Origin of the sequence: Streptomyces sp. NPDC019937 (assembly GCF_040631655.1) — a bacterium.
GTDB lineage: Bacteria > Actinomycetota > Actinomycetes > Streptomycetales > Streptomycetaceae > Streptomyces.
Genome location: NZ_JBEYAL010000049.1, coordinates 1 through 26,601, shown reverse-complemented (window position 1 = coordinate 26,601; position 26,601 = coordinate 1). Strand labels below are relative to the sequence as shown.

General features: G+C 69.1%; 22 protein-coding genes. 7 read left to right on the top strand and 15 right to left on the bottom strand.

What is annotated here, in order from left to right; all coding sequences use genetic code 11:
- Positions 1–193: 193 nt before the first annotated feature.
- Positions 194–1,168 carry a helix-turn-helix transcriptional regulator gene (locus ABZ562_RS35350; RefSeq protein ID WP_361487856.1) on the bottom strand — a complete coding sequence of 325 codons (975 nt, stop codon included), beginning with the start codon at positions 1,166–1,168 and terminating at the stop codon, positions 194–196.
- A 352-nt stretch (positions 1,169–1,520) separates the two neighbouring features.
- On the opposite strand from ABZ562_RS35350, the gene ABZ562_RS35345 reads away from it, so the two are divergent.
- Both ABZ562_RS35345 and ABZ562_RS35340 read left to right on the top strand, forming a co-directional pair.
- On the top strand, positions 1,521–1,733 hold the full coding sequence (locus ABZ562_RS35345; RefSeq protein ID WP_361487854.1) for a hypothetical protein: 213 nt from the start codon (positions 1,521–1,523) through the stop codon (positions 1,731–1,733).
- Positions 1,733–2,095 carry a hypothetical protein gene (locus ABZ562_RS35340; protein WP_361487852.1) on the top strand — a complete coding sequence of 121 codons (363 nt, stop codon included), beginning with the start codon at positions 1,733–1,735 and terminating at the stop codon, positions 2,093–2,095. Before ABZ562_RS35345 ends, ABZ562_RS35340 begins: the two co-directional genes overlap by 1 nt.
- Positions 2,096–2,293: 198 nt before the next feature.
- Here ABZ562_RS35340 and ABZ562_RS35335 read toward each other — a convergent pair whose 3' ends face one another.
- Positions 2,294–3,391: a S8 family serine peptidase gene (locus tag ABZ562_RS35335; RefSeq protein ID WP_361487850.1), complete on the bottom strand. Its 1,098-nt coding sequence runs from the start codon at positions 3,389–3,391 to the stop codon at positions 2,294–2,296.
- Between the two features lie 1,266 nt (positions 3,392–4,657).
- Here ABZ562_RS35335 and ABZ562_RS35330 point away from each other — a divergent pair.
- Entirely contained in the window at positions 4,658–5,011 is a 354-nt protein-coding gene (locus tag ABZ562_RS35330) for a hypothetical protein (RefSeq protein WP_361487848.1), read from the top strand.
- A gap of 49 nt (positions 5,012–5,060) precedes the next feature.
- Here the strand turns inward: ABZ562_RS35330 and ABZ562_RS35325 are convergent, their stop codons facing one another.
- Positions 5,061–5,609, bottom strand: coding sequence for a hypothetical protein (locus tag ABZ562_RS35325; RefSeq protein ID WP_361487845.1), 549 nt, complete (start codon positions 5,607–5,609; stop codon positions 5,061–5,063).
- A 458-nt stretch (positions 5,610–6,067) separates the two neighbouring features.
- Positions 6,068–7,549, bottom strand: a complete 1,482-nt coding sequence (eccD, locus tag ABZ562_RS35320; protein ID WP_361487843.1) for a type VII secretion integral membrane protein EccD — start codon at positions 7,547–7,549, stop codon at positions 6,068–6,070.
- A 238-nt stretch (positions 7,550–7,787) separates the two neighbouring features.
- Here eccD and eccCa point away from each other — a divergent pair, with 238 nt between their 5' ends.
- The gene (eccCa, locus tag ABZ562_RS35315) at positions 7,788–11,750 is read left to right on the top strand and encodes a type VII secretion protein EccCa (protein ID WP_361487841.1); all 3,963 of its coding nucleotides are present in this window, start codon (positions 7,788–7,790) and stop codon (positions 11,748–11,750) included.
- Between the two features lie 80 nt (positions 11,751–11,830).
- Here eccCa and ABZ562_RS35310 read toward each other — a convergent pair whose 3' ends face one another.
- The 11 genes from ABZ562_RS35310 to eccB all read right to left on the bottom strand — a co-directional run bounded on the left by ABZ562_RS35310 (position 11,831) and on the right by eccB (position 21,035).
- Positions 11,831–11,998 (bottom strand): hypothetical protein, encoded by a 168-nt coding sequence (locus tag ABZ562_RS35310; protein ID WP_361487839.1) that lies wholly within the window; start codon positions 11,996–11,998, stop codon positions 11,831–11,833.
- 49 nt (positions 11,999–12,047) lie between these two features.
- Complete coding sequence (locus ABZ562_RS35305; protein ID WP_361487836.1) at positions 12,048–12,785, bottom strand: hypothetical protein; 738 nt, start codon at positions 12,783–12,785, stop codon at positions 12,048–12,050.
- 32 nt (positions 12,786–12,817) lie between these two features.
- The gene (locus ABZ562_RS35300) at positions 12,818–13,123 is read right to left on the bottom strand and encodes a hypothetical protein (RefSeq protein WP_361487835.1); all 306 of its coding nucleotides are present in this window, start codon (positions 13,121–13,123) and stop codon (positions 12,818–12,820) included.
- 34 nt (positions 13,124–13,157) lie between these two features.
- Positions 13,158–13,916 carry a hypothetical protein gene (locus ABZ562_RS35295; protein ID WP_361487833.1) on the bottom strand — a complete coding sequence of 253 codons (759 nt, stop codon included), beginning with the start codon at positions 13,914–13,916 and terminating at the stop codon, positions 13,158–13,160.
- A 135-nt stretch (positions 13,917–14,051) separates the two neighbouring features.
- Entirely contained in the window at positions 14,052–15,293 is a 1,242-nt protein-coding gene (locus tag ABZ562_RS35290; protein ID WP_361487830.1) for a S8 family serine peptidase, read from the bottom strand.
- Positions 15,294–15,342: 49 nt separating this feature from the next.
- Entirely contained in the window at positions 15,343–16,755 is a 1,413-nt protein-coding gene (locus tag ABZ562_RS35285) for a hypothetical protein (protein WP_361487828.1), read from the bottom strand.
- A 21-nt stretch (positions 16,756–16,776) separates the two neighbouring features.
- Complete coding sequence (locus ABZ562_RS35280) at positions 16,777–17,259, bottom strand: hypothetical protein (RefSeq protein WP_361487825.1); 483 nt, start codon at positions 17,257–17,259, stop codon at positions 16,777–16,779.
- A 110-nt stretch (positions 17,260–17,369) separates the two neighbouring features.
- Positions 17,370–17,654: a WXG100 family type VII secretion target gene (locus ABZ562_RS35275; protein WP_361487822.1), complete on the bottom strand. Its 285-nt coding sequence runs from the start codon at positions 17,652–17,654 to the stop codon at positions 17,370–17,372.
- Positions 17,655–17,696: 42 nt separating this feature from the next.
- On the bottom strand, positions 17,697–18,035 hold the full coding sequence (locus ABZ562_RS35270; RefSeq protein ID WP_361487820.1) for a WXG100 family type VII secretion target: 339 nt from the start codon (positions 18,033–18,035) through the stop codon (positions 17,697–17,699).
- A 169-nt stretch (positions 18,036–18,204) separates the two neighbouring features.
- On the bottom strand, positions 18,205–19,467 hold the full coding sequence (gene mycP / locus ABZ562_RS35265; RefSeq protein ID WP_361487817.1) for a type VII secretion-associated serine protease mycosin: 1,263 nt from the start codon (positions 19,465–19,467) through the stop codon (positions 18,205–18,207).
- Between the two features lie 2 nt (positions 19,468–19,469).
- Positions 19,470–21,035, bottom strand: a complete 1,566-nt coding sequence (eccB, locus tag ABZ562_RS35260; RefSeq protein WP_361487815.1) for a type VII secretion protein EccB — start codon at positions 21,033–21,035, stop codon at positions 19,470–19,472.
- Between the two features lie 177 nt (positions 21,036–21,212).
- On the opposite strand from eccB, the gene eccE reads away from it, so the two are divergent.
- The 3 genes from eccE to ABZ562_RS35245 all read left to right on the top strand — a co-directional run bounded on the left by eccE (position 21,213) and on the right by ABZ562_RS35245 (position 26,460).
- On the top strand, positions 21,213–22,460 hold the full coding sequence (gene eccE, locus ABZ562_RS35255) for a type VII secretion protein EccE (RefSeq protein ID WP_361487813.1): 1,248 nt from the start codon (positions 21,213–21,215) through the stop codon (positions 22,458–22,460).
- The gene (locus ABZ562_RS35250) at positions 22,460–23,230 is read left to right on the top strand and encodes a hypothetical protein (RefSeq protein ID WP_055556854.1); all 771 of its coding nucleotides are present in this window, start codon (positions 22,460–22,462) and stop codon (positions 23,228–23,230) included. Before eccE ends, ABZ562_RS35250 begins: the two co-directional genes overlap by 1 nt.
- 272 nt (positions 23,231–23,502) lie before the next feature.
- Positions 23,503–26,460: an SCO5717 family growth-regulating ATPase gene (locus ABZ562_RS35245; RefSeq protein ID WP_361487810.1), complete on the top strand. Its 2,958-nt coding sequence runs from the start codon at positions 23,503–23,505 to the stop codon at positions 26,458–26,460.
- The last annotated feature ends 141 nt before the right edge of the window (positions 26,461–26,601 follow it).

The window sequence follows — 26,601 nt, the reverse complement described above, 5'->3', positions numbered from 1 at the left end:
GCCCGCCGGTTCCCCAGGCTGGCTACCACGCCGTACGCGAACAGGAAGTTCCAGTCAGTGGCGAGAGAGTCGACTAAGCCGCAAGACTACTAAGGGCGGAGTCACGACTCGTTGATGCTCCAAGCCAACGATTACCGATGAATAATAAAGCTGCACGGGGCTCTCGTCTCATCGGAAGATGGCGAGGAATTGGTCATCCAGCTTCAGTGGCTCTGCTCAATGCATTTTGGTATTCCCAAGTCCACTCCGCGTCGCGCTGGTCTTCCGGAAGGCCACCCAGACCGGAGTGCAAGAAATCAACAGCATCAGCGCTCTCACCCAGGGCAAAGTGCACCACACCCATGGCCATTTGAAAGAAGGGCGGGCGGTACCAGTACAGCGAGCGAGGCGGTTCCGTGAGCTTCTGCATCAGCGTGGTTGCATCATCAAGAAGCCGAAGAGCCTCCTCGCGCTCCCCCATGGACGCATAACCCTGAGCCGCCTGGAGCCCGTCGAAACAGCGTTGCGACGGATTGGCCCCAGGAGTGTGCAGAGCGGCCATGGCATTGCGCACAACTCTCGTGCTTCGTCCCTGTTGACGGGCTACGTAGCCTTTGAAGCTCACAGCGATAGCCGCAATAGTGGGATCACCTGCTTCATCAGCAAGCTCCTCGGCCCGCGAGAGCAGATCAATGGCGCGTTCGTCTTTTCGAACTGCCGCATGCAGCCATCCAGTGTATTGAACCCACTCGGCGGCAACGGCCACAAAAGCATCGCGGTGCTCTCCGCGTACATTGCGGGCCAGAGTTTTAATGATGCCTAGTTGCCCACGCATCGCAGGAAGAACTGATCCTGGCCCGATAGCGTCTTCCAACTGTCTCTGCGCCCAAAGGGCATCAGCGAATACCTCGACTGTCCTCCCATCCATGCGGGACGGATTTCCCACCGACCTCGCCACACGTTCAATGTCCTCCCCGTTGGTGGTTGCAGCGAGCGCGGCGAGTTTACCCTCAGCGCCGAGCAACTCGTCCAGAGATCGCGCCAGTTGAGGCGATGGGAGCTGCTTGCCAGACAGCGCGCGCGACAGATAGGCGGGGTCGTAGTTCATGGCACGAGCCGCGGCCCGCAGGCTCATGTGCCGTTCGCGTAACGCTTCCTTGGCCGCTTCGGTGAACGTCCCATCCGGCATCGCTGTGCCCCACTGATCCGTCTGCCTGTTGACTACCAATCCTAGTCAACGCTCTGAGCAGCCCATCTGACCAGAGTTGCAGCAAGGATGGGGAGACCCCGGCGACGTGTCAGCGTCCCGGGGCGTGGCCAGCAGCTATCAAGGAGCTGATGACATGCTCGACCCTATCCGGCGTGCACTCGAATAGGTGAGATCGGTTCGCGCCGCCTTACGGCCACGCGGCCGTCACCGGGCCCGATCTGCAGTTTTCACGCCACCCACCGCCAATGCGGCGTTTCCACCCCCACCCGGCAGCGGCGTGCTGTCCCCGGCCGCCGCCGTATAGCTTCCGGTACCGCAGCCGCTGCGATGTTTGCTCCGGCGTGAGGAACCGGTCGACAGCCGTCGTGGAGTCGTCTGGCCGTACATCCTCGTCCACGAGGGATGCCAGCAGCGCCTGCCAGATGAGCAACACCAAGGGCTGGAGCTGAAGCGGGAGCGGCCGCGGGTCCTGTGGCTGGCCTCCGACGGCTTCTGCATGGAACCGGCATGGATTCACGGCGTGCTCGTGGAGGCCGGCCGGTGATGGCGACGAACGGACTGCGGCTGCTGCCATGGACGACGCCGGATGGTCTCCCGTGCTACCTATCACCGGCCGACACCAACAGCCGGTTGAGCCGACGGGCGGACGAGATCGAAGCCCTCCAACTGTCCATGGCGGCCGAACTCCTCGGTCACGCCCGCATGTTGCTCGATGAGCGCAAAGTGGATATTAGAGAGATCCGTTTTCTCGCGGAACGACTGTGTGAGGCGCTTCGCGATGTGCTTCGAGTCGCCGAGAGCAGGGGAGCACGACTGCGTGCGGCCGATGATGAGAACGGTTACGCAGAGCCGAACGTCAGCATGGTCAGCGACAGCGCGTCCGACAGCGACCGGGAGCCCTCATGAACTACCGGACCATCAGCGGCCTCAGCGGCGGCTAAACCGCGCCCACGGCTGACGGCGCCCCGCCCGGAGCGCCGACCCGCACTTGACCTCGTAGCCCCGGAAGCGCCAGGTCTTCCCGCTTCCGGGGCTGTCCAGAATGAAAGGCCAGCCATAGCGACTGTCTGCGAGGTCATCCCACAGGCTCCGGCCGAACTGTGACTATGCCCGCCGCCGCTGGCGCGCGAGTGCGTAGCCTCCGCCTCCGAGAGCCAGGGCTGCTGCGACACCGACTCCGGCATAGATGAGAGTGTTGTCGCTGCCGTCATCTCCGCTTGTCGCGGAGGCGGCAGGGGTCTTGCCCTGGGCCTTCGGGGAGCCCGGAGGGGTACCGGTCTTCGAGGACGAAGACGGCGATGCAGAGGAGTCCTCGCCTGGATGGTACTTCGGGAACAGCGGATTGACGTCGGCCGGCCCCGGGTCGCCCTTGCCGTCGAGCAAGACCTGGGCGGGGCGGATGATGCCGTAGCCGATGTACTCGCTGGGGACCTTGCCCTTGGGCTTGCTGGCCGTTTGCATCATCACGCGCAGGACCTGGTTCGCGGTCCACTTGGGGTGGGCGGACCAGATGAGGGCGGCCGAGGCGGAAGTGAGGGCTGTGGCGTGGCTGGTGCCCGACTCCGTACACGAAACGCCCTCGCCATTGCAGTGAGCAGGAATTCCTTCACCGGGGGCAGCAAGAGCCACTTGTGGACCGTGGGTCGAAAACTTGGATACGGTACCACTCTGGTTGACCGAAGCCACCCCGACCACGCCAGGAAGAATTGATGGATATCCGGGGGTGTTTGATGACTCACCATCGTTTCCGGCGCCTGCGATAATCAATGCACCGCTGGAGTTGATCTCATCGACGCCTTTACGCAAGCGCTCCTTGGCACTCTTGGTCAGGTAACCGGTGATGGTTTCCGAGAGATTAATAATGCGAGCCCCCCGCTGTATAGCGTACCGGATCCCCTTGAGCAAAGCTGGGGTCCCATCGCCAAGAACAGCTTTCCCCGGGTTGACCCTCACAGGGAGTACCTTGGCGCCCGGGGCAAGGCCCTGGAGCCCACCGGAACCGCCTTTGCCGGCGATGAGGGCAGCCATCTCGGTTCCATGACCATCGGTGTCAACGTCCGCGCGCTTTGAATCGTAGGAGAAGTCCTTCCCCTCCAATACTTGCCCGCGCAATTCGGAGAGCGAATCGTCAACACCGGTGTCAAGCACAGCAATTGTCATTCCCTTCCCCGTGCTGTGCTGCCAGAGTTGGTCTGCCTTCATGGCGGTGAGGTACCACTGCCGCGAATGCACGCTCTCAGCAGTCGCCGGAGACGTGAAACTGCCCATGCAAACCGCAACGGCGGCGAGCAGTGTCAAACCGCGCCGCCAACGCCTCCTGCTTTCACCGGACAAGCGTGACATGCCTGAGAAATCCCCTAAGAATGCAAGTACCAGTGACTATTCAACGACGGGAGGCAGCGTATCCCGACGCCCGAGCTCCCAGGCTTCCTGATCGTCCAATGCACCCCCTGACGCAGCGTCGGACCGGCGACGACCAGTGGCAGACGCCCCAGGCCGGGAAGGTGGGTCTCCATCGCCCTGTTCGGATCGAACGAGGCCGGTACCACCGCGGGTAAATGCGACACCTCTTCTGGAAGACGAGCGAGGGGACGCAGTGGAACCTCCCGGCTCCGACGCGGCTCTGCGTCCCTTGGTCGTTTCACTCGATGAGGTGTTCACCCCGGCGGGGGCACTAGGGCCAGCCGCGCCTGAAACGGGGCGCCGGGTGGCAGCCGCGTCCTCATCGCCGATCACCGTGCCGCGCTGACGTGTGTCGCTGACGCCAGGGGTCGAGGTGCGTGGGCCACTCACCTGCCCTCCAGGCTCCGCGGCCAACCGCCGCCCGTAGGGGGCTGCTTCAGTCCCCGGCACCCGCCCCGGGGAGGCACCTCCCCCCGGAAGGCCCCGCGACATGGGCATGTCTTCCCCGACAACCATCCCACGCGGAAGGCGGGCCGACGGGCCGGGGCGACGCTGCTGGCCTCCCGTGACGTCATCGTTCACCGGCCCCCGAAGAACGGGCGAACGCAATGGGGGCTTGCTTCCACCTCCCATTGCGGGGAGGCGGGGCACGCTCCGCCCTGCTTCGGGCATGACCGTTCGCGGCGGACTTGTGACCGGGCCAGTCGGTACTGGCGGGATGGTGACAGGGTTTGGCTGCCGAGACGGATCTACAGGTGACGTAGGCCGGTCGACCGGGAGAGTGACTTCTGGCTTGGGCGGTGTGGCCGTTGAATCGATGTGAGTACCCGTGGCCTGGCGATGACTCGGCTCCGTCTCCACGTGCTGATCCGCCGATGGCGCGGCTACTCGATCCTGGGGCCCGCCTATCCTCGGGGCGCTCGCCGCTTCTCCCTCGGAAGCGGGTGCGCGCCTCTGCCCCTCAACCGGATCTTGTGTGAGAGGCAGCATCTTGAACTCCGGCTCCCGCTCCGCCTCCATCGTCTGCTGCGCCGCCCGGTAGGCCGAGGAGAGGCGCTCCAGTTGGTGGCGGGCCTCTTCGGCCTCGGCGCTGGCGGCCTGTTGGGCGGCCGCGTCCTCGTGGGCTGCTCGGGGGTCCCTCGAGGCGGGCAGGGCGGATTTGGTTTCGGAGAGGGTCTGGCCCGCCTGGGCGACGTGTTTGCCGACGGTGGTGGTGAACTGGCCGAAGCGCATGACTTCGAGGGCGAAGTCATGGGCCCATTCGCGGAAGGCGGAGCCGCCCTCGCCGGTCCATTCGACGCGGGAGACGTGGTGGCGCAGGTCGGAGCCGATGTCGAGGATCTTGGGGCCCGCGTCGCCCAGAGCCGTGCCGGCGGCGGTCAGTTTGTCGGCGTCGGCGTTGGCCAGCATTGCCCGTAGGTTGTCCACGGACAGGCCGTCGAACTCTCCGTTCGGCATGTGTTTCCCCCTAGCTGAAGTCCGAGTCGGCGGTGCCGGACTTGCCCTTGCCGGTCTCCGGTGCGTCCTTGCGGTCGTCGCCGGGCCGGTCGTCCGCGTTCGGGCCGTAGTACTCGGCGGTGCGCTTCTGGATGGCGCGGAGGCGGGCGGCCTGTTCGGCGTCGATGCTGTCGTAGCCGCGGTCCGAGATCTGGACGGCGATGCCCAGGGCCTCGAGCTGGTCGCCCAGGGTCCTGGAGAACTTCTCCAAGCGGGCGTGCAGCTTCTCGTAGGCGCCGGCCAGGTCGGCGGCCGCGGTGAATTCCGCGCCGAAGGCGGCGTGGGCGACCGTCTGGTCGCTGATCTTGCCGCGGGCCGCCGGGGAGTCTTCGAGGTCCAGCAGGATCTTGTCGATCCTGCTCTTGAAGCTCGCCAGCGTCTCGGCCTCGACCTTGAGGTCCGAGCGGCCGCCGCTTCCGCCGCCTCCGCTGCGGTCCCGGCTCGCGCTCGCGTCGTATGCGGACGCCTGCCGCCCCTCGCTCATCGTCAGCCCCCCTACGGCGTATACGGCGATCGGCATCACTGTAGTCGCGGAGCGTGCAGCTCCCAACTACGTTGTGGTGAGCACGCGTCCGGCGATTTCCGGGCATAGGGCGGCATCTGGGACGCCGCTGCTCCGGATTGTTATGGCCATGCTCAAGCGTCTCTGTGGGACCCGCGGTGGAGGGCCAGGAGGGCGGCGGCCACGCGCGGATCGAACCAGTGCGTCGCTATGTGCAGCCATGGGGCGAAGCGGCTCGAATGCTCCACGGTCTGGTGCTCGCGGCCGACGTTGCGCCACTCCAGCACGGCCTTGCCCCTGTCGCGGACCCGCCATGTGGTCCGGCTCGCCGTGCAGGGGGACGCGTTCGGGGTGGGCCAGGGACCGGCGGGGCAGGTGCTGTCGCCGGGGCGGCTGGGGATACGCGGGACGGCGCTGCCGTCCCGCGGCCGCTCCCCATGCCCGGCGAGGCGAGCCGGGGCGTGCTCCCGGGGGCGTTACTTGCTGACCAGGCCCCGCGCCGTGGCGTAGACGTCCAGAACGGCCAGTGCGAGCGGCGTGATCGCCAGCAGCATGGCGCCTTCGACCAGGTCGCCGAAGCGTCCCCAGAAGGGCGTCACGCTCTTCTTCGGCACGATCAGCGCGATGGCGATGAGCAGCAGGGAGCCGAAGGCGACGGAGGCGGTCAGCCAGACGGTGCGGATGTCGAGCGGGCCCCTGTCGCCGCTGAGCAGGTCGATCACGGCGCTCGCGGGCGGGTTGAGGGCGAGGCCGAGGACGAGCAGGGCGAGCGACACGATGCCGGACACCAGGACGCAGGCGACCTGCCAGGTGTAGCGGAAGAGGCGGGCGCGCAGCAGCATGGCGACGCCGGCGGCGAGGGCGAGGACCTGGGCCCAGGCGTTGTCGGAGAAGCCGAGCACCGCGGCGGAGCCGACGACGACCGCCGCGCAGCCGCCGACGAGGCCGAGCAGCAGTTCGTGGCCCCGCCGCACCTGGGTCGCGATGCGCTCGCTGTCGATCGGCGCGGGGGCGGCCGTGGCGCTGTCCGCGTCGTTGCCGGCGCCGCCGAAGTCGTTGCGCGAGGAGTCGCGGGGGGCGACGTAGCCAATGGGCAGCCGGGCGGCGCGTGCGGACAGGCCGGGCAGGAAGGCGATGGCGGCGATGGCGAGGGCCGCGCAGACGGCCGCGGTGCCCGCGGCGTCGATGTCGGCGAGGATCTGGCAGAAGGTGGCCACCGTGCCGAAGGCCGAGAGGACGACGGCGGCGACGAAGGGGGCGTCACCGGACGGCATCGCGGCGACCAGGGCGACCGATACGACGAGTACGGCGACGCAGCCGAGCAGGAATTGCAGCCGCCCGATGCCCTCGCCGCGGTCGAGGGCGAGCACCCCGGATCCGCCGATCATGACGTGGGGAAGGGCGGCGAGGCCGAGGGCGATGGCGGAGCCCCGGTCGTCGTACACCCGGGCCCGTACGCCCGCGAAGACGGCGAGCAGCAGGCCGACGGCGCCGGCGATGATGCCGGGCAGGCTGTGCATGTCGTGCCGCACCGGGTCAGCGAACCAGAGCACGAAGCCCATGAAGATCAGCAGCAGTGCCCCGCCGAAGAGGCCGCTGACGCGCAGGTAGTCGGCGTTCCACAGGGTGCGGTCGCCGGAGACCGTTGAGGCGATGGCGTCGGAGACGTCGTCGCGTACGACGGGCGGGAGGGACTGGGCGAAGGGGCGCATGGACAGCACGTCGCCGTCGAGTACGCGCTGGGCCGCGAGGGAGCGGGCGCCGTCCAGGACGGTGCCGTCGCGGCGGACGAAGTGATAGCCGACCGGTGCGCCGGCGGGTTGCGTCTGGCCGGTCAGTCGGAGTATTTCCGGATACAGGTCGGCAAGGGCAATGTCGTCAGGCAGAGCGACATCTATGCGGCTGTCGGGTGCGACGACCGTCACTCGGCAGAAACCGGTCGCTGTGGTCGAACTCACCTGCGGAACCCTCTCATTCCCCGTGTCTCCGCTCTTTTCGCGGACGCGATGCGGACGCGATGCGGACGCGATTGCGGCTGCGCGTGCGGAACGTCACCCTACCCGGCGCCGTTTGTCGTCCGTACACGTAGGATCAGCACATTGCCGGGCAGGCGCCGCCATGACGCGCCCTGAAGCGTGGGCGCCGGCCTCGACCGGTCGTCAATCGTTCAGCCCGCACCGGGGGATAGATAGGCCGATGAGCCACATCATCGTGAAACGCCCGCCTCGGGTGACTCCGCCCGAGATGTCCGCGGATGAGCTCCGGCTCGAATCCCCTCCTGAATTGCCTCGCGGCGAACAGGAGGGCATGGCGATGCAATTGCTGCCGATGCTGGGCATGGGCTCGTCGGTGGTCTTCTTCTTCATGCCGAATTCGGCACCGTTCATGAAGATCATGGGCGTGATGATGCTGCTGTCGACGGTCGCGATGGCGATCGCACAGCTGATCCGGTACCGCAAGGGGGCGCAGGGCGAGGCCGTGGAAGGCCGCCGCGACTACCTCAAGTACCTCTCCAAGACGCGGCGCCAGGTGCAGCGCACCGCGCGCAAGCAGCGGGACGCGCAGTTCTATCTGCATCCCTCCCCCGAGCAGCTGTGGTCGCTGGTGGCCGAGGGCAGCCGGCTGTGGGAGCGGCGCATCACCGACGACGACTTCGTCCAGGTGCGGATCGGGCTCGGCCCGCAGGAGCTGTGGACGCCGCTGGTGGCGCCGGAAACGGCGCCGGTGGAGGAGCTGGAACCGCTGTCGGCGGGCGCGATGCAGCAGTTCCTGGCGGCCCACGGGACGCTGGAGGGCATGCCGATGGCGGTCAGCCTGCGCGCCTTCTACCACATGACGGTCTCCGGGGAGCCCGAGACGACGCTGGGCACCGCCCGGGCACTGGTGGCGAGCCTGGTCGCGCTGCACTCGCCGGAGGAGCTGGTGATCGCGGTGGTGGCCGCGCCGGGCACCACGGATGAGTGGGACTGGGTCAAGTGGCTGCCGCACACCCAGGTGCCGGGGACGGTGGACGGAGCCGGCACCAAGCGGCTGTTCGGCGACAACCTGGCCGAGGTCGAGGAGCTACTGAAGGGCCATCTGCAGGGCCGCTCGCGGTTCAACCGGGACGGGCAGCCGCTGCTGGACCAGCCGCATGTGGTGGTCATCCTGGACGGCGGTTTCGTGCCGCCCGACTCGCTGCTGGCCGCCCAGGAGGGCCTGCAGGGCGTGACGGTGCTGGAGGTCATCCGGGGCGAGCTGGACGAGCTGCGCGGCGGCCTGTCGCTGATCGTACGGCCGGGGCTGCTGCAGGTGGAGTCGGCGTCGGCGGTGTACGAGGGCGTGCCGGACGCGCTGGCGCTGCCCGCGGCCGAGGCGCTGAGCCGCCAGCTGTCCCCGCTGAGGATGTCCAGCGGCGGTGGGGACGACGAACCGCTGCTGACCAATCTGGAGTTCACCGACCTGCTCGGCCTCGGGGACGCGGCGTCCGTGGACCCCGCGAACACGTGGCGGCCCCGTTCGACGGCGGAGCGGCTGCGGGTGCCGATCGGGGTCGGCGAGAGCGGCGCTCCGGTGATGCTCGACCTCAAGGAGGCGGCTCAGGAGGGCATGGGCCCGCACGGGCTGTGCGTGGGCGCCACCGGTTCCGGCAAGTCGGAGCTGCTGCGGACACTGGTGCTGGGCCTGGCGGTCACGCATTCGTCCGAGACGCTGAACTTCGTGCTCGCCGACTTCAAGGGCGGCGCGACCTTCTCCGGTATGGCGGAACTGCCGCATGTCGCGGCGGTCATCACCAACCTCGCGGACGACCTGACCCTGGTCGACCGCATGCGCGACTCGATCAGCGGTGAGCTGCAGCGCCGCCAGGAGCTGCTGCGCTCGGCGGGCAACTACGCCAACATGCACGACTACGAGAAGGCGCGCGCCGCGGGCAGTCCGCTGGAGCCGCTGGCCTCCCTCGTGCTGGTCATCGACGAGTTCAGTGAGCTGCTGACGGCCAAGCCCGACTTCATCGACATGTTCATCCAGATCGGCCGCATCGGCCGGTCGCTCGGTGTGCACCTGCTGCTGGCCTCGCAGCGCCTGGAGGAGGGGCGGCTGCGCGGTCTGGACACCTATCTGTCGTACCGCGTCGGTCTGCGGACGTTCTCCGCGGCGGAGTCCCGTACGGCCCTGGGCGTGCCGGACGCGTACCACCTGCCGTCCGTGCCCGGCTCCGGCTACCTCAAGTTCGGCACCGACGAGATGGTCCGCTTCAAGGCGGCGTACGTGTCCGGGGCCTACCGGTCCACGACGACGACCATCGCGGGCAGCGGACCGCTGCCGACCGACCGCCGGCCGGTGCTGTTCACCGCCTCCCCGGTGCCGGTCCGGTTCGCCGAGCCGGACCCGGACTACTCGTACACCCCGGAGAGCAACCGCAGCGACGACGCCCTCGCGGACACGGTGCTGGATGTCATCGTGCGCGGGCTCGAGGGACGCGGTCCGGCGGCGCACCAGGTGTGGCTGCCGCCGCTGACCGAGGCGTCGCCGCTGGACCAGCTGATGCCGCAGCTGGCGGTCTCCACCGAACGCGGGCTGCACGCGAGCGGCTACGCCCGCAGCGGCGGCCTGTGCGTGCCGCTCGGCATGGTCGACAAGCCGATCGAGCAGCGCCGGGAGATCCTTTACCACGACTTCTCGGGCGCGCAGGGCCACATGCTGATCGTCGGCGGTCCGCGCTCCGGCAAGTCGACGCTGCTGCGCACCCTGATGGGCGCCTTCGCACTCACCCACACCCCGCACGAGGTGCAGCTCTACGGTCTGGACTTCGGTGGCGGCGGCATGGTCGCGGTGCAGGGGCTGCCGCACGTCGGCGGGGTCGCGTCCCGGCTGGACCCGGAAAAGATCCGCCGCACGATCGCCGAGGTGACCGGCGTACTGAACCGGCGCGAGGAGTTCTTCCGGGACAACAGCATCGACTCGATCGGCACCTACCGGCAGATGCGCGCGGCCGGACAGCTGCCGGGCGAGGCCTGGGGTGACGTCTTCCTGGTCATCGACGGCTGGCAGTCCTTCAAGACGGACTACGAGATGCTCGAGCCGGTCGTCGCCGACATCGCCACCCGCGGCCTCGGGCTCGGGGTGCACCTGGTCGTCACCGTCACCCGCTACATGGAGATGCGAGCGGCCCTCAAGGACCAGCTGCTCGCCCGGCTGGAGCTGCGGCTCGGTGACCCGATGGACTCCGAGCTGAACCGTAAGATCGCCGCGAACGTGCCGGTGGGCAACCCCGGGCGCGGTCTCACCCCCGACAAGCTGCACTTCCTCAGCAGCCTGCCGCGCATCGACGGCGTCACCGGCAACGCCGACGATCTGGCCGACGCGACCTCGGAGTTCGTCAAGGCGTCGGTCGACAACTGGCCGGGCCCGCACGCACCCCAGGTACGCATGCTGCCGCGGCAGCTGTCGGTACGGGAGATCCCGGGCGGCCACGAGCAGCCGCAGCGGGGCGTCGCGATCGGCATCGACGAGATGAACCTCGAACCGGTCTTCGTCGACTTCGACAGCGACCCCTTCTTCGCCATCTACGGCGAGACGGAGTCCGGGAAGACGGCGCTGCTGCGCCTGCTCATCAAGCAGATCACCGAGCGCTACACCCCGGAAGAGGGGCTCATCGTCGTCGGCGACTACCGGCGCAGCCTGCTGGAGGTCGCGCCGCAGTCCCATCTGGTCGGCTACGGCACGACGCAGGACGCGTTCGAGAAGTACATCGCCGACATGAACACCCTCATCAGCCAGCGCATCCCGGGGACGGACGTCACCCCGCAGCAGCTGCGCAACCGCAGCTGGTGGTCGGGGCCGCGGGCGTTCATCGTGGTGGACGACTACGACCTGGTCGCCACGTCGTCCGGGAACCCGATGTCGGAGCTGGTGGACAACCTTCCCTACGCGCGGGACGCGGGCGTCAACATCATCGTCGCGCGGACGACGGCCGGTGCCGGGCGCTCCTCGTACGAGCCGTTCATGCAGCGGTTCAAGGAGTTGGGCGCGCAGGGCGTCGTGCTGTCGGGCTCGCCCGGCGAAGGCGAACTGCTCGGTCAGGTCAAGGCGCGTCCGCTGCCGCCGGGGCGGGGCGTGTTCGTCTCGCGGCGCGGTGGGGCGTCGCTGATCCAGACGGCGTGGCTGCCTGAGGAGTGAGGCGGCCGTAAACAGTGTCAGCGCACAGCGGCAGGGGCTCGTCGATGATGCGACGAGCCCCTGCCGCTGTGCGGTTGTGGTCAGCGGCGGTTGTGCCGCTGCTGCCGTTTCGTGAACACCTCACCGATCGCCGGACACGCCACGACCAGCACGCAGAGCACCACGCCCACGGGCTTGGACGGTACGACCGCCCAGTCGGTGAGGACGGGCATCATCAGCCACAGCAACGCCAGGACTGCGATGCTCACTCCGGCGATACGAGGTCCGTACACAGGTTCACCCCAAAAGTGGTACCGGTCAGGCGGTGCCGATCGGCCAGTGGCCGTTCGGGAACGCGCTGTTGTCGCCCGCCTGGCCCTTCAGCTCGGCGAGGGTCTTCGCCTGGTCACCGAGCACGGTCACCAGAGCGAGGGAAGCGGTGGTGAGCAGCACCCATCCGGCGGTGCCTTCCCCGATGGCGGCGATCGCGGCGGGGATGAGACCGACACCGGTCGCACCGGCGGCCGCCGCGGTGCCCAGGGCGGGGATGAACTGAACCAGGAAGAGACCGATGGCTCCGTAGAAGGCGAGCCCCGCTCCGGCGGCGACCAGAAGACTGCCGGCGATCGAGTCGGCGCCGCTGCTGACCTGGCCGGCGGCGGAGGACTGGGTCCAGATGGCGCCCGTATAGGCGTCGGCCCCGTCGCCCTTCCACTCCTTCGGGGCCTGGAGGTTCCCCTTCGCCGTGGTGGAGGACGCGGTGCTCGCCTTGCCGCGGACCTTCTCGTCCTGCCAGTCGAGGGAGTCCAGGAAGAGCATCACCGGGGCGATGACGCCCTTGAGGAATTCACCGATCTTCTCAAGAACCCAGTTGACGAATTCGACGAGCTTGTTCACCGCGGCGATGACCGGTTTCGCCACGGCGTCAGGTATATACCATTTGCCCGCGAAGTCGTTGGCCCGATCGACGATCTTGTCCATCAGCTCGCCGGCCTTCTTCAACTTCTCGTTGATCTTTTCGATGAGATCTTCGAACGCCGATTGACTGAATGCCATTACTCTCCCCGTTCCCCGAGCGCCGTTCGGGACTAGTAGGCCTCTTCCACCGACTTCTTGGTGTCGGCTTCGTGGTTGTCGTATGCCTTCGCGTTCTTGACCAAGGCGTCGGCGATGTCCGTCATCCGCGCCTCCCCCTCGGCGCACCGAGCCGAGAAGTGATCGATGACGTCCTGGTAGGCGCCGACGAATATCTGGTACATGCCGTACTCGAGCCGGCTGGGCCGCATGCCCTTGATCGTGGTGCCGACCTCGCCGATGGCCTTGGCCTGCTTGTCCCACATGCCGGCCTCGGACCGAATGGCGTCCGTGATGACCTTGAGATGGTCCTTCCCCATGGGGCCTCAGTTCCTTTCCGAGCCAGTGAGCACGTCAGCGCAGCTGCTGCGGGTCGTTGAGCATGGCCAGGAACTCGTTCATGAGGCCCTGTGGGTTCAGTTCCGCGATCTGGGCGGCGGCGGGGCTCCGGACGTCACCGAGCCTGCTCCGGGCGTTGTTCAGCGCCTCGTTGAGGGCCTGGCTCAACCGGATGGACGACTGCTGGGCGGCCCACTGCGGATCCACGTCGCAGGACACCAGGCCGTGTGCGCCGAGGCCGATGGTGACCCGGCGCGCGGCCGCCTCTCCCGTGACCTCCGGGACCTGGAAGGAGTTTTCGTCCAGCCCGTCGAGCGCATCAAGACTGGAGAGGGTGTCCTCGACCACGTCCTCCATGGGCCTCGGACGGACCTGGCGCAGGTCCTGCCGGGGAACCTCCGGAGGCGTGACGGACCCGCTTCGGCTGCCCGGGCCGGGGATTTCGAGCATGCCGTCGAGTTCCGCGGCCCGCTCCTCCCAGCCCGTCTGCTCGAGACTGCGCGACCAGCCCTCCATCTGCTCGCTCATGGCGGAGCCGTACGCGTCGACGACGGCCGGGCCGAGGTTCTCGGGGGGCTGCCGACGCTGCCAGTCGGACGCGACCTTGATGGACTCGGGCAGCCGGTCCGGGCCCAGAGTGACACTGACAGCGCCTTGGGCGTCCTCGCCCGTGGCGTGCTGCGGAACCTGATCCTGCATATCCGTCATGAGCTGCTGGAGCTTTTCCGCATATTGCTGGAACTCCCGCATTCCTCGAAAGATCTCGTCAGTCACGCTTCCCCCTATCTGACCGTTTACGAGGCGTTTGCAGAGCGCGTGGCTCAAACGTGTCGTGCACGCTAGCACGCCAAGAGTTCGGGGCATACCGCGAAGAATTCAGTACGTCACGGCGAACTTTTTGAGGAACAGTCAGAATCGCTGGGCGTTACGGCGGCGGAGGAAGACGAAGGCCCCACCGCCGACCACGACCACGGCACCCGCCGCACCCAGGATCCAGGGCATCGCGCTGCCACCGCCGCCTTCGGTGCCCTCGGCGGCGTTATCGGCCCCGGCGCCACCGCCCTTGGGGGAAGTGGACGGGGTGCCCTTGTCGTCGTCCTTGGAGGGGGAATCGGGCTTTTTGGCGGCCACGAGGGGATTGACGTCGGCCGGGCCCGGATCGCCCTTGTTCTCCAGGACGTTGTAGCGGGGGCGGATCGTGCCGTAGCCGAGGTAGCGGCTGGGAATCTTGCCGTCGGCGGGCTTGCCGGCGGTTTCCATCATGACCCGGAGCACCTGGTTTCCGGTCCACTTGGGGTGCTTGGCCCAGATGAGGGCGGCAGCGCCGGAGGTGATGCCGGTGGCCTGGCTGGTGCCCCAGGTTTTGCAGTACCCGGATTTCCCGATACAGCTGGTCGGGATGTCCTCACCCGGTGCCGCGAGAGCCACGAAGGAGCCGTGGTTCGAGAACTTGGTCGCCGCCAAAGACTTGTCGATGGCACTGACTCCGGCCACGCCGTCACTGGCCGCGGGGTAGGTGACGTCGTTCGACGTGTTTCCGTCGTTGCCCGAACCGGCCAGCAACAGTTTGCCGCGTCCGATCGCGTAGTCGACCGCCTTCTGGAGCTGTCCCCTCTCGCCCTTTTCGAGCGAGTAGTCCTGGAAGGCCAGAGACATGTTGATGATCTGCGCATCGCTGTCTGCCGCGTATCGAATGGCCTTGGTGAGGACTGGAACAGTGGTGTTCCCGGATTCCTTCGTCGACCCGGTCACCGTGAGCGGCAGAATGCGCGCATCGGGGGCGAGGCCCTTGACGCCCTGGCCACCGGCTCCATTTCCGGCGATGAGCAGCGAGATGGCCGTGCCGTGCCCCTTCGGATCAGTACGAGCGTCAGTACCGGGCTCGACGAAGTTCTTCCCCGGCAGAACCTTCCCTCGAAGCTCCGGCACAGAGGCATCGACACCGCTGTCGAGCATGGCAACGGTTACACCTTTGCCGGAGCTGACCTTCCACATGCTGTCCGCCTGCATGGCGTCCAGGTACCACTGGCGTTCCCGCATGTTCTCCGCCAGCGCTGAGGGCGCGACGAGCCCCATGATGACGAGCAAGGACGCCAGCAGCGCGAGTACTGCCGATGCCCGGCTCCGGACCAGAGTGAGCGTTTCTTTCATGGTGCCTATTCGTCCTGTGCTCGTCATCTGAGACTTGTACGGGCGGGTCTTACTCGATCACGGGAGGCACGTTTCGGCGCTCTCCCCCGGTCCAGGTCTCCTCGTCCTCGGTCAGGTAGTCGGGGACCTGTCCGCCATCCCGTTCCTTGGACCGACGCGGATCATTCTTCGACGGCACACCGGACACTCCAGCGGAGCCCCTGACGAGACCGCTTCCTCCCTGGGTGAACTCCCCCTTGACTCTGAGTTCGCTCGCGGAACGCGCAACCCTGCCCGGACGGGCCGAGGACGCCGACCCGCGAGACGGGGCACCCGTGACGGGTCGTCCGCCCACGACGCCCTGGCCGGTGGTCGTCGGGAGTCCGGTGCGGCCGGTGGTACGGGCCTGCTCGCCGCCGATGACCGGGCCGCGGGCGATCCGGGCATCGCCGCTCGTCGGCGTCTGACGGGGAGGCATACCACCGACGATGTCCCTGTTGGCACGCACGGGGTTTGTGGTGGGGCGGGCGTTGATGGACTCGAGCCCCTTGCCGCCTCCCAGCCTGGGGCCACCCGACCGCCCGACGGGGTTCACGGGCGGACCGGACCTGCCCGGCCCCGGGGAAGGGGATACGGGTGGAGTGACCGGCATGCTCGTGATGTCACGTCCGGGCCCCTGCTGCCCGGTGGGTGAGGGCGCGGTGGGGGTCGGTGACGGATCCGTACGCGGCAGTTCCTTCACACCGTCGATGTTGGTGTGGGTCGCGTCCGGAACGGTGACATGGCCACCAGCACTCGGAGCGGATGGGTTGCCGGCATGCCCCGGAGAGAACGTCGCGTCCTGGACGGCATGCTGGGCACTCGGCGCCCCGCCACCTGCCGAGGAGACGGTTCCTGCGGAGCCGCCGGAGGAGCCGTACGACTCCTGCCCGCCTTCAATGAACCTGTCAGGTATGGCCGCATTCGGCAGCGGCTTGAAGACCGGCGCGTCCTTGCCGGAGAGTTCTATGGCCCCCGCCTGCGTCCCGTAGCTGCCCGCAAGCCTCAGCAGCTGGTCGCGCGTTTCGGGCTCCAGCTCCTTCAGAGTCTTGAGGCGTTCCTTCTCCTTGTCCGCGTCCGCATAGCACACGCCCGTGCCATCCGGCCGCTTCGGCATCGCCTTCTTGACCTCGCTCAGCGCGTTGCCCGCCTCGTACATGGCCTTGCCGACGTCACCGACGTATTGCGCCAGCTTCAGCGTCTGCTTGGCGAAGTCGTCGCCCCACTCACGGAAGGCGTCACCGCCCTCGCCGTCCCAGGTAACGCGGCCCACACGCCTCTTGAGCTCATCGCCGATCTTGTCGAGCTCACCCTTCGCGCTCTTCAGCGCTTCGCCCTTACGGATGACCTCTTCTTCATCCGTGCCGGCGACCAAGAGGAGCATCTGATCGTAGGACATTCCATCGAAAGCCGTGCTGCGATAGCACATGTTCGGCTCACTCATGCCCTGATCCCCCGTTCTCGATCATATGCCGCCGCGTTCTGCCTTCTTACCGTCGCCGGTCTCAACACCGTCACCGGGCTTCTTGCCGCCCTTGTGGCCGTGCTCTTCTTGATACTTCTCGTAGTACTTGTGGGTGCGCGCCTGGATCGCCTTCAGACGGCGCGCGTGCTCCTGGTCCATCTCCTGGTAGTCGCCGTCGGCGGCGCCCACCGTGATGCCCATCGCCTCCAGCTGCTCACCCAGGGTGCGGGAGAGCAGTTGCAGCTGGCTGTGCGCCTTGTCGTACGCCTTGGCCAGATCCTTCGCCTGCTCGATCGAGCCGTAGGCAGTGGCGGCGATCTTTTGTTCGCCCAGCGTTCCGTGCGCGGCGGTTGACTTGTCCAGTTCTGTCAGAAGTCTGTCGACGCGCTTCTTGAACTCCTGCAAGGACTCACTGGGCGCGTCGAGTTTCGGCGACGAAGGAGACTTAGCAGAGCTCCCCCCGTCTGGTGCCGACTCAGCCATGAAACACCTCCTCCGGGTACCGGCATGCGGCAGTCGTGGGTGCGGGACACGCGGCCGTGGCCGCCATGTCCCGCACCCACGACACGACCGCAGGTTGTGCGCTGCGTCTCTTACCCCTGCGCGAAGCGCTGGCCCTGACGGTGGTCATTGGCCTTGTAGCCCTCCGTGGCCTCCATCAGCCTCTTCGAGATTTCGAGAAGGGTCGTGTGCAGGTGGTTGACGCGCTGGTTCCACTCGTGCTGACGCTCGTTGAACGCCAGCTGCGCCTCACCGGTCCACGACTCGGAAACGCTCTTGCACTTCCTCATGATCGTGTCGAGGTCGGTCTTGAGCTGGTCGGCCTCACTCTTGATCGTGGTCGAGGCGCTGACGACACCTTCGTATGTGATTTCCATCGAGCTCTAACTCCTGGTGCGAAGCGGACGGGTCAAGAAGGATCAAGAGGCGTGGAAGGAGCCCAGGATGCCGCTCTCGCCGCCCCCGACGCTCTTGATCTTCCTGAGCTGTTCGAGTTCCTCTGCGTCGAAGCCGTCCCGGCTCGCCTTCACCAGCTCCTTGGTGAAGCTCAGCAGCTGGTTGACCCGGCGGACGTCGTTGTTGACCTCCGTCTGGAGGTTGTTGTACGCACCGGCCGCGATGCCCTTCCAGTGCCCCTCGATCTCGTCGATCACACCGTTGAGCTTGCCGACTCGCTGGGTCAGCTGACCTTCCATCCAGTCGATGGCGCTTTCCAGGCTCTTGAAGTCATGGCCTTCTACGCGGAGCTTTTCCGCCATGGCACACCTTCCCCCATGAATCGGATGCCGCAGGGCGGCCTCTCGGCTGCCACCCCGTGTACATCGGATCGAAGTTGTCAAGGCACCACTCTAGTCATCGTCCCCGTGTCCATGACCAGCAGCTGCCGGGTTGTTACACGGATGGGACGAGTGAGACGGAACGTGAGACTCACGCGCTCCGTCGGCGGCGCCAGTCGCGGAGGACGATCGCGCCGCCCGCCGTGATGGCCACGACGACCGCGCCCGCGCCCAGGGCGTAGGTGGCCAGGCGCACGCTGCGCTCGTGGGGAGTCTCGCCCAGGACGAGCTTGCCCGGCTCGGGTTTCGGGACGTTCTTGGCCGAGCCGTTGTCGACGGTGGGTCGTTCGATCTTCTGCTCGTCGTCGGTGAGGGCCTTGACCGGGTCGATCACGCCCCAGCCGATGTAGCGATCGCGGCCGTTGACCCCGCGCTCGGCGGTCTGCTCGATCTGGGCGACGACCTCCCGCTGCGTCCAGTCCGGGTGCTTGGCGCGGATGAGGGCCGCGACACCGGCCACGTACGGGGCGGCGAAGCTGGTGCCGTTGTCGACGCACTGGCCGCCCTTGGGCACGGTGGAGACCATTTCCACGCCCGGCGCCGCGACCCCGACGAAGTCGCCGCTCTGAGAGAAGTACGCGCGTTCGTTGTTGCGGTCGGAGGCGGCGACGGCGAGGACCCCCGGGTAGGAGGCCGGATAGGTGCGCTTCGACTTGCCGTCCGCGCCGTCGTTCCCGGCGGAGGCGACCACGACCACGTCCCTCCTGATCGCCTCGGCGATCGCCAGTTCCAGGTCGCTCTGCGAGCGGGCGCCCTTGGTGTCCTGGGAGATGTTGATGACGCGCGCGCCCTCGTCCAGCGCCTTCCGGATGGCTCGCGCCATCATCTGCGGGGTGCCCTTGCCCTCGGCGTTGTTCTGCTTGAGGGGGATGATCTTCGCGTCCGGGGCCAGGCCGACGAAACCGGTGCCGGGGCGGGGCCGGGCCGCGATGATGCCCGCGACCTTGGTGCCGTGCCCGACCTCGTCGTACGTGGGACTCTGCGCCCGCTTGCGGTCGGCGCCGGTGACGTCCTTCGGCACGGGCAGGTAGTTCGCGCCGCTCGACGCGTCGACCGCGGTCTTCAGCTGGATGTTGGTGTTGTCCACACCGGTGTCGATGACGGCGACCTTGACCGGTGTGCCGTCCTTCTCCTTGCCCTTGGTCTCCTCCCACATGCGGTCCAGCACCAGCCGCTGCAGTGACCAGGGTGTTCCCTTGATCTGCTCTTTCATCGGGAACGTGCACTGGCCGTTGCCGTCGAGGGAGGTGGCCGCGGCGGCGACGGGCTCCGTCGCGCCCGTCGCCCCTGTGAGGCACGCCAGTACGGTCGCGGCCGAGAGCGCGGCCGCCCGCCTCAGGTGTCGGTTGTCCATCGTCACGAACCCTGCGGCTGTCGGGCGCTGTTGAGGTCGAGCCGTGGCCCGATCGGAAGGAACTGCGACCAGTTCTGCGGCACCGGCACCGGCTTCACATCGCCGTAGCCCAGCCGGGTCTGCGCCTCGTTGGCCGACGTCTGTCCGTCGGTCGCGGCCTTCTGCCGGCCGGCGGAGCCGCCGATCTTGGACCTGCCCGCGCTGCTGTCGCTGTTGGACTGCACCTGGTAGCGCAGACCGGTGTCGGTGACGAGGAAGGTCTGACCGGTGTTCGTGGCCCGCCCCTGGTACTGCCGGTAGAACAGGCCGGTGCCGGGGGTGACGTACGCGCTGGTGCCGCCGTCGACGACGGGCGCGGGGTAGTCCGTGCCCGCCCAGGTCTCCAGGGTGGGCGTGCCGTTGCCGCCGACCTTGGTGAGGACGTTGCAGACGGTGTCCCTGGCCGCGGAGCCGGACGTGCCCGCCACGGAGTTGACCTGGCGCGGGGCCTCGGCGGGCCAGGCGGTGGTGCCCTCGAAGGTCTCGGAGTCGGAGACGAAGTCCTGCGCGTTGACCTTCATCGGCTTGCCGAGCTGGTTGAGGCCGGACAACTGCTCGCTGTTGAGCAGCAGCTTGGCGACGAAGCCGGAGACCGGCTGCACCTTGCCCCGCAGCACGACGTAGTGCTGGGTGCCGCCGCCCGTCGGGGCCTGCAGCACCATGCCCACGCGGTCGGCCTCGTCGGGCAGGGAGCCGACCCCGGCCGACGCGCCCGGCTGTCCCGGCACGGTGGGGAACTCCACCGGCGCGCCGTCCTTCAGCGTGTCCAGCCAGTCGTCCGTCACCTTCTGCGGTTCGGCGGACTGTTCGAAGAGGGTCCGCAGCAGCAGGTCGTACTGGCGCGCGGACATGCTCTTCTCCCCCTGGGGACCGCCCAAGAGGTACTTCGTGCCGGACGGGTCCACCAGGTAACGGCCCTTGCTGCCCTCGACGTACATCACCTGGCTGCCGCGCAGCCGCTGCGCACCCTGGACCTTCGACGCCTCCCGGTCGGCGAAGACGAAGACGGCCTTCTGCGTGGCCTTGTCCTTCCCGCCGCCGGGCTGCTCGCAGACCACCCAGCGCTTCTGCTTGACGGCCTCATCGGACGCCGGCATGCGGTCCGGCGCGTACGGAATTCCGATGGTCGGGCCGCGCGGTATGTCGCCGTTGTCGAGCTGCGAGTCCTTCACCCGAACGATGCCGGACTTGCCGGATTCGAGGACGAGTTTCGCGGAGGCCAGGTTGAGGACGGGGTGCAGCTGCTTCTTTCCGCCCGTCGACAGAATGACGTAACGCGATGTGGATTCGTTGCCGACGATGATGTGGGCCGCGGTGTCGTCCCAGCCCTTCGGGGCGGTCGGCTTGATCATCCCCCAGGCCCCGAATCCCGCCAGTATCAGCGCCCCCACGATGACGCCGGGAAGAATGGCGCGCAGCGGGCGCGGAGCGCCGTCGTCCATGACGGTGGGCGATGGCTGCACAAACGAGGCAACCATTCGTTTCTTCGCAAAGGTGTAGGCGCTGAGCTCATCCCGCCGCGATGCCATGTCTTAGCCCGCTTCTCCCCGTGTTGTTCTTGCGCACGTGTCTGCGCTTGGTCGCCACAGGGGAGATTACTCACCCACTCGGCCCAGCTGATACCCGCGCCACCCTCACGCGGCCTTTCCGATACCGTAATCACACAATCGACCAGGACGAGACCAGGACAAGGGGCGGCCTCCCTGATGAGCTCTGCCACCCACGCGCGCACCGCCGCACCGCGCCAGCCCTCACGCACTGGGAGCTTCGGCCCCGTACGGCTGCACCAACTCGTGCTGGTGGAGGTCGCCGCCGCGATCCTCGTCGTCGCCTGGACCGTCGATTCGCTGCTGCTCGTGCCCGCCGGGGTGGTCGCTCTGGTGCTCGTGCTGCTCGCGGTGTTGCGCCGCCGGCAGCAGCCGTTCACCGACTGGCTCGTCTCCATCAGCGCGCTGCGGGCCCGCCAGCGGCTCGCCAAGGAGCCCGTCCCGGCCGGCATCGACCCCTCGCTCGCCCCCGCCATCGAATGCGATCCCGCACTGCGGACGTACGCCTACCTCTCCCGGGACCGGCGCGAGATCGGCATGGTCGGCGACGGCACGTTCCTCACGGCGGTCCTCCAGGTCCAGTCGCACGACGCCCCGTTGCGGCCGATGCGGGACAAGCGGCCGCTTCCGCTCGCGCTGCTGCACGACGCGCTGGAGGTGGACGGCATCCGGCTGGAGTCCGTCCAGGTCGTCCAGCACGCGCAGCCCGCGCCCGCGCCGCATCTGCCCGAGCAGGCGGCAGCGGCGCGCAGTTACGCCCCACTCCAGGAGCACGCCGGGGCGCCCGCCGTCCGGCTGACCTGGGTGGCGCTCAAGCTCCATCCCGAGCTGTGCCCGGAGGCCATACGGGCCCGCGGCGGCGGCCTGGAGGGGGCTCAGCGCTGTCTGCTGCGCTCGGTCGACCAGCTCGCCAGCCGACTCACCGGGGCGGGTTTCACGGCCAGGCCGCTGGCCGAGGGCGAACTGGCCACGGCCATCGCCACCTCGGCATGCGTCAACCCGAACGCGACGACCCAGGCGGGGCGCACGAGCACTCCGGCGCGCCGGACCGCGGAGACCTCGCGCGCCTGGCGCTGCGACGACCGCTGGCACACCACCTACTGGGTGGGCCGGTGGCCGCAGGTGGGCACGGGAGCCACGCCGCTGCCCCAGCTGGTGGCGCTGCTGACCTCCATGCCCGCCCTGGCGAGCACCTTCAGCCTGACGCTCGCCCAGGGCGAGGGCGGCCGGAACACCTCCACGATCAACGGACACATCCGCGTCACCGGCCGCAATGACACCGATCTGGTCACCGCGCGCAAGGCGCTGGAGCGCGCCGCGCGCGGCGTGCGGGTCGGCCTCGTACGTCTCGATCGCGAGCAGTTGCCCGGCGTGCTCGCCACGCTTCCGCTGGGAGGTACTCGCTGATGGCCATGGCCACTTCCACTCCGTCCGCCCCGTCCCCCGACGCCCCCGCCGCGCCGGGCGCACCGCGCAGGACGCGCCCCGGCTTCGGGCTCATCGGGCCCCGCCGCGGACGCCAGTCGCTCACCGCCGACCAGCTCGACGCGCTCGCCCTGCCGGTCGGCGACGACGGCGTCATCATCGGCGTGGACGGCCACAACCAGCCCGCCGTGCTCGGCTTCAACCGGCCCGAACCGTTCGACGTGGTGCTCGTCGGGGGGCTGTGGACCGCTCAGGTGCTGGCCTTCCGGGCGGCGGCCACCGGCGCCCGGGTCGCCATCGAGACCGGACGGCCGCATCTGTGGGCCAACCTGGTGCAGGTCGCGGGCGGCGGGCAGCAGTGCATGACCATTTTCGACGTGGGCCGGGTCCCGCCCCAGGGCCCCTCGGTGGGCAGCCCGGTGCTGGTCATTCGGGACTGTGGCATGCGCCCGCCGCGCGGCCGGGTCTCCGCCCTGCCGTGGCAGTCGGTGCTGACCCTGCTGCCGTATCTGAGCCCGGTCGCGCCCCGGCTCCTGGAACACGCGGGGCTGGTCGGGATCCAGCGCGTCTCGCCCGACGAGGCGGAGGAGATCGGCAGGATCATGGCCCTCCCCCGCCCCGACGTCGCGGCGCTGTCAACCCTTCAGGACTGGGTCACCCTGTGGTGTACCCGTGAGGCACGGCAGGCCGTGACGCTGCAGGCGACCGACGCCGAGACGGGGTTGCTGGGATCGCCGCGCCGAGTGGACTAGCCCCTCCTTGGGGTGATTCGAGTGGATTCCGTACTGATCATCTTTCGGTACGGCGAAGACACGTGACCTATCGGACGCTTACCGGCGCCGGGACGGGCCTGCCGCCCGCGGGGTTCTCGTGATTAGGCTTGGTGTGCGCACGGTGATGAACCTGATCAGGTGTCCCCGGCGCCACAAAAGGGGAAAGCCGAACGGTCGGACGACAGTAGCGATCGGCAACAGATCGGCCTCGCCATGAATTTCAAGGGTGTTCGACCACACCAGGAGGCATTGTGAGCAGCGATCGGGACGAGATCCGCACGGGCGGAACCACACCCGGCGATGATCGGTCCGACGCCGAGACCGAGCACACGGGCGAGTTCACCATCGACTACACCCCACCTGCCTGGTACACGCAGAACGCCGCGCCGTCGGCGCCCGCCGCCGGGGCCGGGGCGGACACGGGCGCCGGGGCGACGCCGCCTCCGCCGCCTCCGCCGGTCGGCACCCCGGTGGTCGTGCCCGGGCCGCCGGAGCCGAACGACCCCCCGGGGGCGTGGACGCCTCCGCCCCCGGCGCCCTCCCCCGAGCCCGCGCCGGTCGAGCCTTCCGTGCACCAGGCCGCGCCGGACGCGTCCGCCGAGGACGCGGGCGACGCGGAGGCGGAGGTCGGGCCGCGGGACGACGAGGCCGGCGGAACACCCCCTTTGTCAGGTTCTCCGGCCGCTCCGGCCCCGGTTGACGCCGGGACGGATGACGGCGGCGACCGCGTCGAGCAGCATGCGTCCGACCTCCCCGACGCCGCGGCCGAGGACGACGACTACGCGCTGGCGCCCGCCGCGCCGCAGCCGGCCGCCTCCTCCGAAACGCCCGAAACGAGCGGTGACGGCGACGATTCCGACAGCGGTGCCGTGGCGGGCAACTCCACGGTGCGGTTCTCCACCGCCTCGCTGCGGCGCGAGATCGCCGAGCGCAAGCAGGCCGCCGACGCGGGATCCGGCGCCTCCGGGGCGGACGACGACGGCGACGCCGGGAGCGGCGAGGTGCGCAGCGAGGGCACCATGCGCTTCTCCGCGGCATCGCTGCGCCGGGAGGCCGAGGAGCGCGCCAAGGCGGCGGGCGCCGAGGCCGGGCCGCAGGACGCCGCGCCGGAGGCCACGGCGCCGCCGGAGACCGGCAACGGCTGGGCGCCGCCCGCCGCCCCGCAGTCCGGGCTGCCGCCGCTGCCGCCGGACTTCCAGCCCGCCGCGCCGGAGTCGGGCGGCCCGGGCGGTGGCCCGCCCCCGGTGCCGGAGCAGCGTACGAGCGGGCCCGGCGCCGCCGGTGGTCCGCTGCCGCCGCAGGCCGGTCCCTGGGCACCGCCAACGACGGGGGCGCAGGGGCAGCCCGCTCCCGGCCCGGCCGCCGGGGCGCCGGGGCCGCAGCCCGCGGCGGAGCCGAATCCGGCCCAGGCGCAGGGTGGTTACCCGCAGGGCGGCCCTGCCGCGCCCGGTCCCGCGGCTCCTGGCCCTGCCGTACCCGGCCCTGCCGTGCCGGGCCCTGCCGTGCCGGGCCCCGCCGTACCCGGCCCTGCCATGCCGGGTCCCGCCGCGCCCGGGCCTGCCGCGCCCGGGCCGCAGGGGCCGCAGAGTGCGCACCACCCACAGGCTCCGCAGGGGCCCCAGGCGCCCCCGTACGGCTATCCGCAGGCCGGACAGCCCCCGGCGCCCACTCCGGACGGTTACGGCTACCCGCGCCCCGACGCGCCCGCGCCCGGCCCTCAGCAGCCGTACCCGCAGCAGCATCAGCAGCCGCAGTACCAGCAGCCGCCCCAGCCGCAGGACGGCTACGGCTACCCGCGCCCCGACGCCGCCTCCCCGGCCGATCCCCGTACCGGCGGCTGGCCCGTGGTCACGCCCGACCAGCGGCAGCGTCCGGGCCCCGGGCAGGGCAACGCGGGCGCCCCGCTCGGGTACACGGCGGCGGTCGAGCTGTCCTCGGACCGGCTCATCCGCGGCAAGCAGAAGCCCAAGAAGAACAACACCGGCGGTTCGCGGTTCAAGCTCGGCGGCAAGAAGGAGGAGGCGGAGCGGCAGCGCAAGCTGGAGCTGATCCGTACCCCGGTGCTCTCGTGCTACCGCATCGCGGTGATCAGCCTCAAGGGCGGCGTCGGCAAGACCACGACGACCACCGCGCTCGGCTCGACGCTGGCCACCGAGCGCCAGGACAAGGTCATCGCGATCGACGCCAACCCCGACGCGGGCACGCTCGGCCGCCGGGTGCGGCGGGAGACCGGCGCGACCATCCGCGACCTGGTCACCGCGATCCCGTACCTCAACAGCTACATGGACATCCGGCGGTTCACCTCGCAGGCGCCCTCCGGGCTGGAGATCCTCGCCAACGACGTGGACCCGGCGGTCTCGACGACGTTCAACGACGACGACTACCGCCGCGTCATCGACATCCTGGGCAAGCAGTACCCGATCATCCTCACCGACTCGGGCACCGGTCTGCTCTACAGCGCGATGCGCGGGGTGCTCGACCTCGCCGACCAGCTGATCATCATCTCCACGCCCTCCGTGGACGGTGCGAGCAGCGCGAGCACCACGCTCGACTGGCTGTCCGCGCACGGTTACGCCGATCTCGTGTCGCGCTCCATCACGGTCATCTCGGGGGTCCGTGAGACCGGGAAGATGATCAAGGTCGAGGACATCGTGTCGCACTTCGAGACCCGCTGCCGCGGGGTGGTCGTCGTGCCGTTCGACGAGCACCTGTCGGCGGGCGCCGAGGTGGACCTCGACATGATGCGCCCCAAGACCCGGGAGGCGTACTTCAACCTCTCCGCCCTGGTCGCCGAGGACTTCTCCCGCGCGCAGCAGGCGCAGGGGCTGTGGACGGCCGACGGCGGCGCTCAGCCGCCGCAGATGGCCCCGCCGATGCCCGGGCAGGGCCAGCAGCCCTACCCGGGGGCGTACGCGCCGCAGCAGGGTCAGCAGCCGCCGCCGTACGGGTACGGCTATCCGCAGCAGGGGCCGCCCCCGCAGCAGCCCGGCTACCCCCAGCCGGGCCAGCCGGGTCAGCCGGGCTATCCCGGTCAGCCCGGACCGCAGCAGGGCTGGCAGCCGCCGCAGCAGCCGAACCAGGCGCAGCAGCAGCCGGGACAGCCGCCCCAGCCCGGCCAGCCCTGGCAGCAGGCACCGCAGCAGGGGCAGCCCGGGCAGGAGCCCCCGCGGCAGGGGCAGCCGTGGCAGCAGCCGCCGCCCCAGCAGTAGTCCCGTACCGAAGGCGATCGCCCCGCCGCACCGGTGGTTCCACCGGTGACCGGGGCGCGGGCCGGGGGTGGGGGGACGCCACCCCCGGGCGCCCCGCGCGAGACGGGGCGCCACCCCCCAGCCCGCCCCCGCACCCCCCTC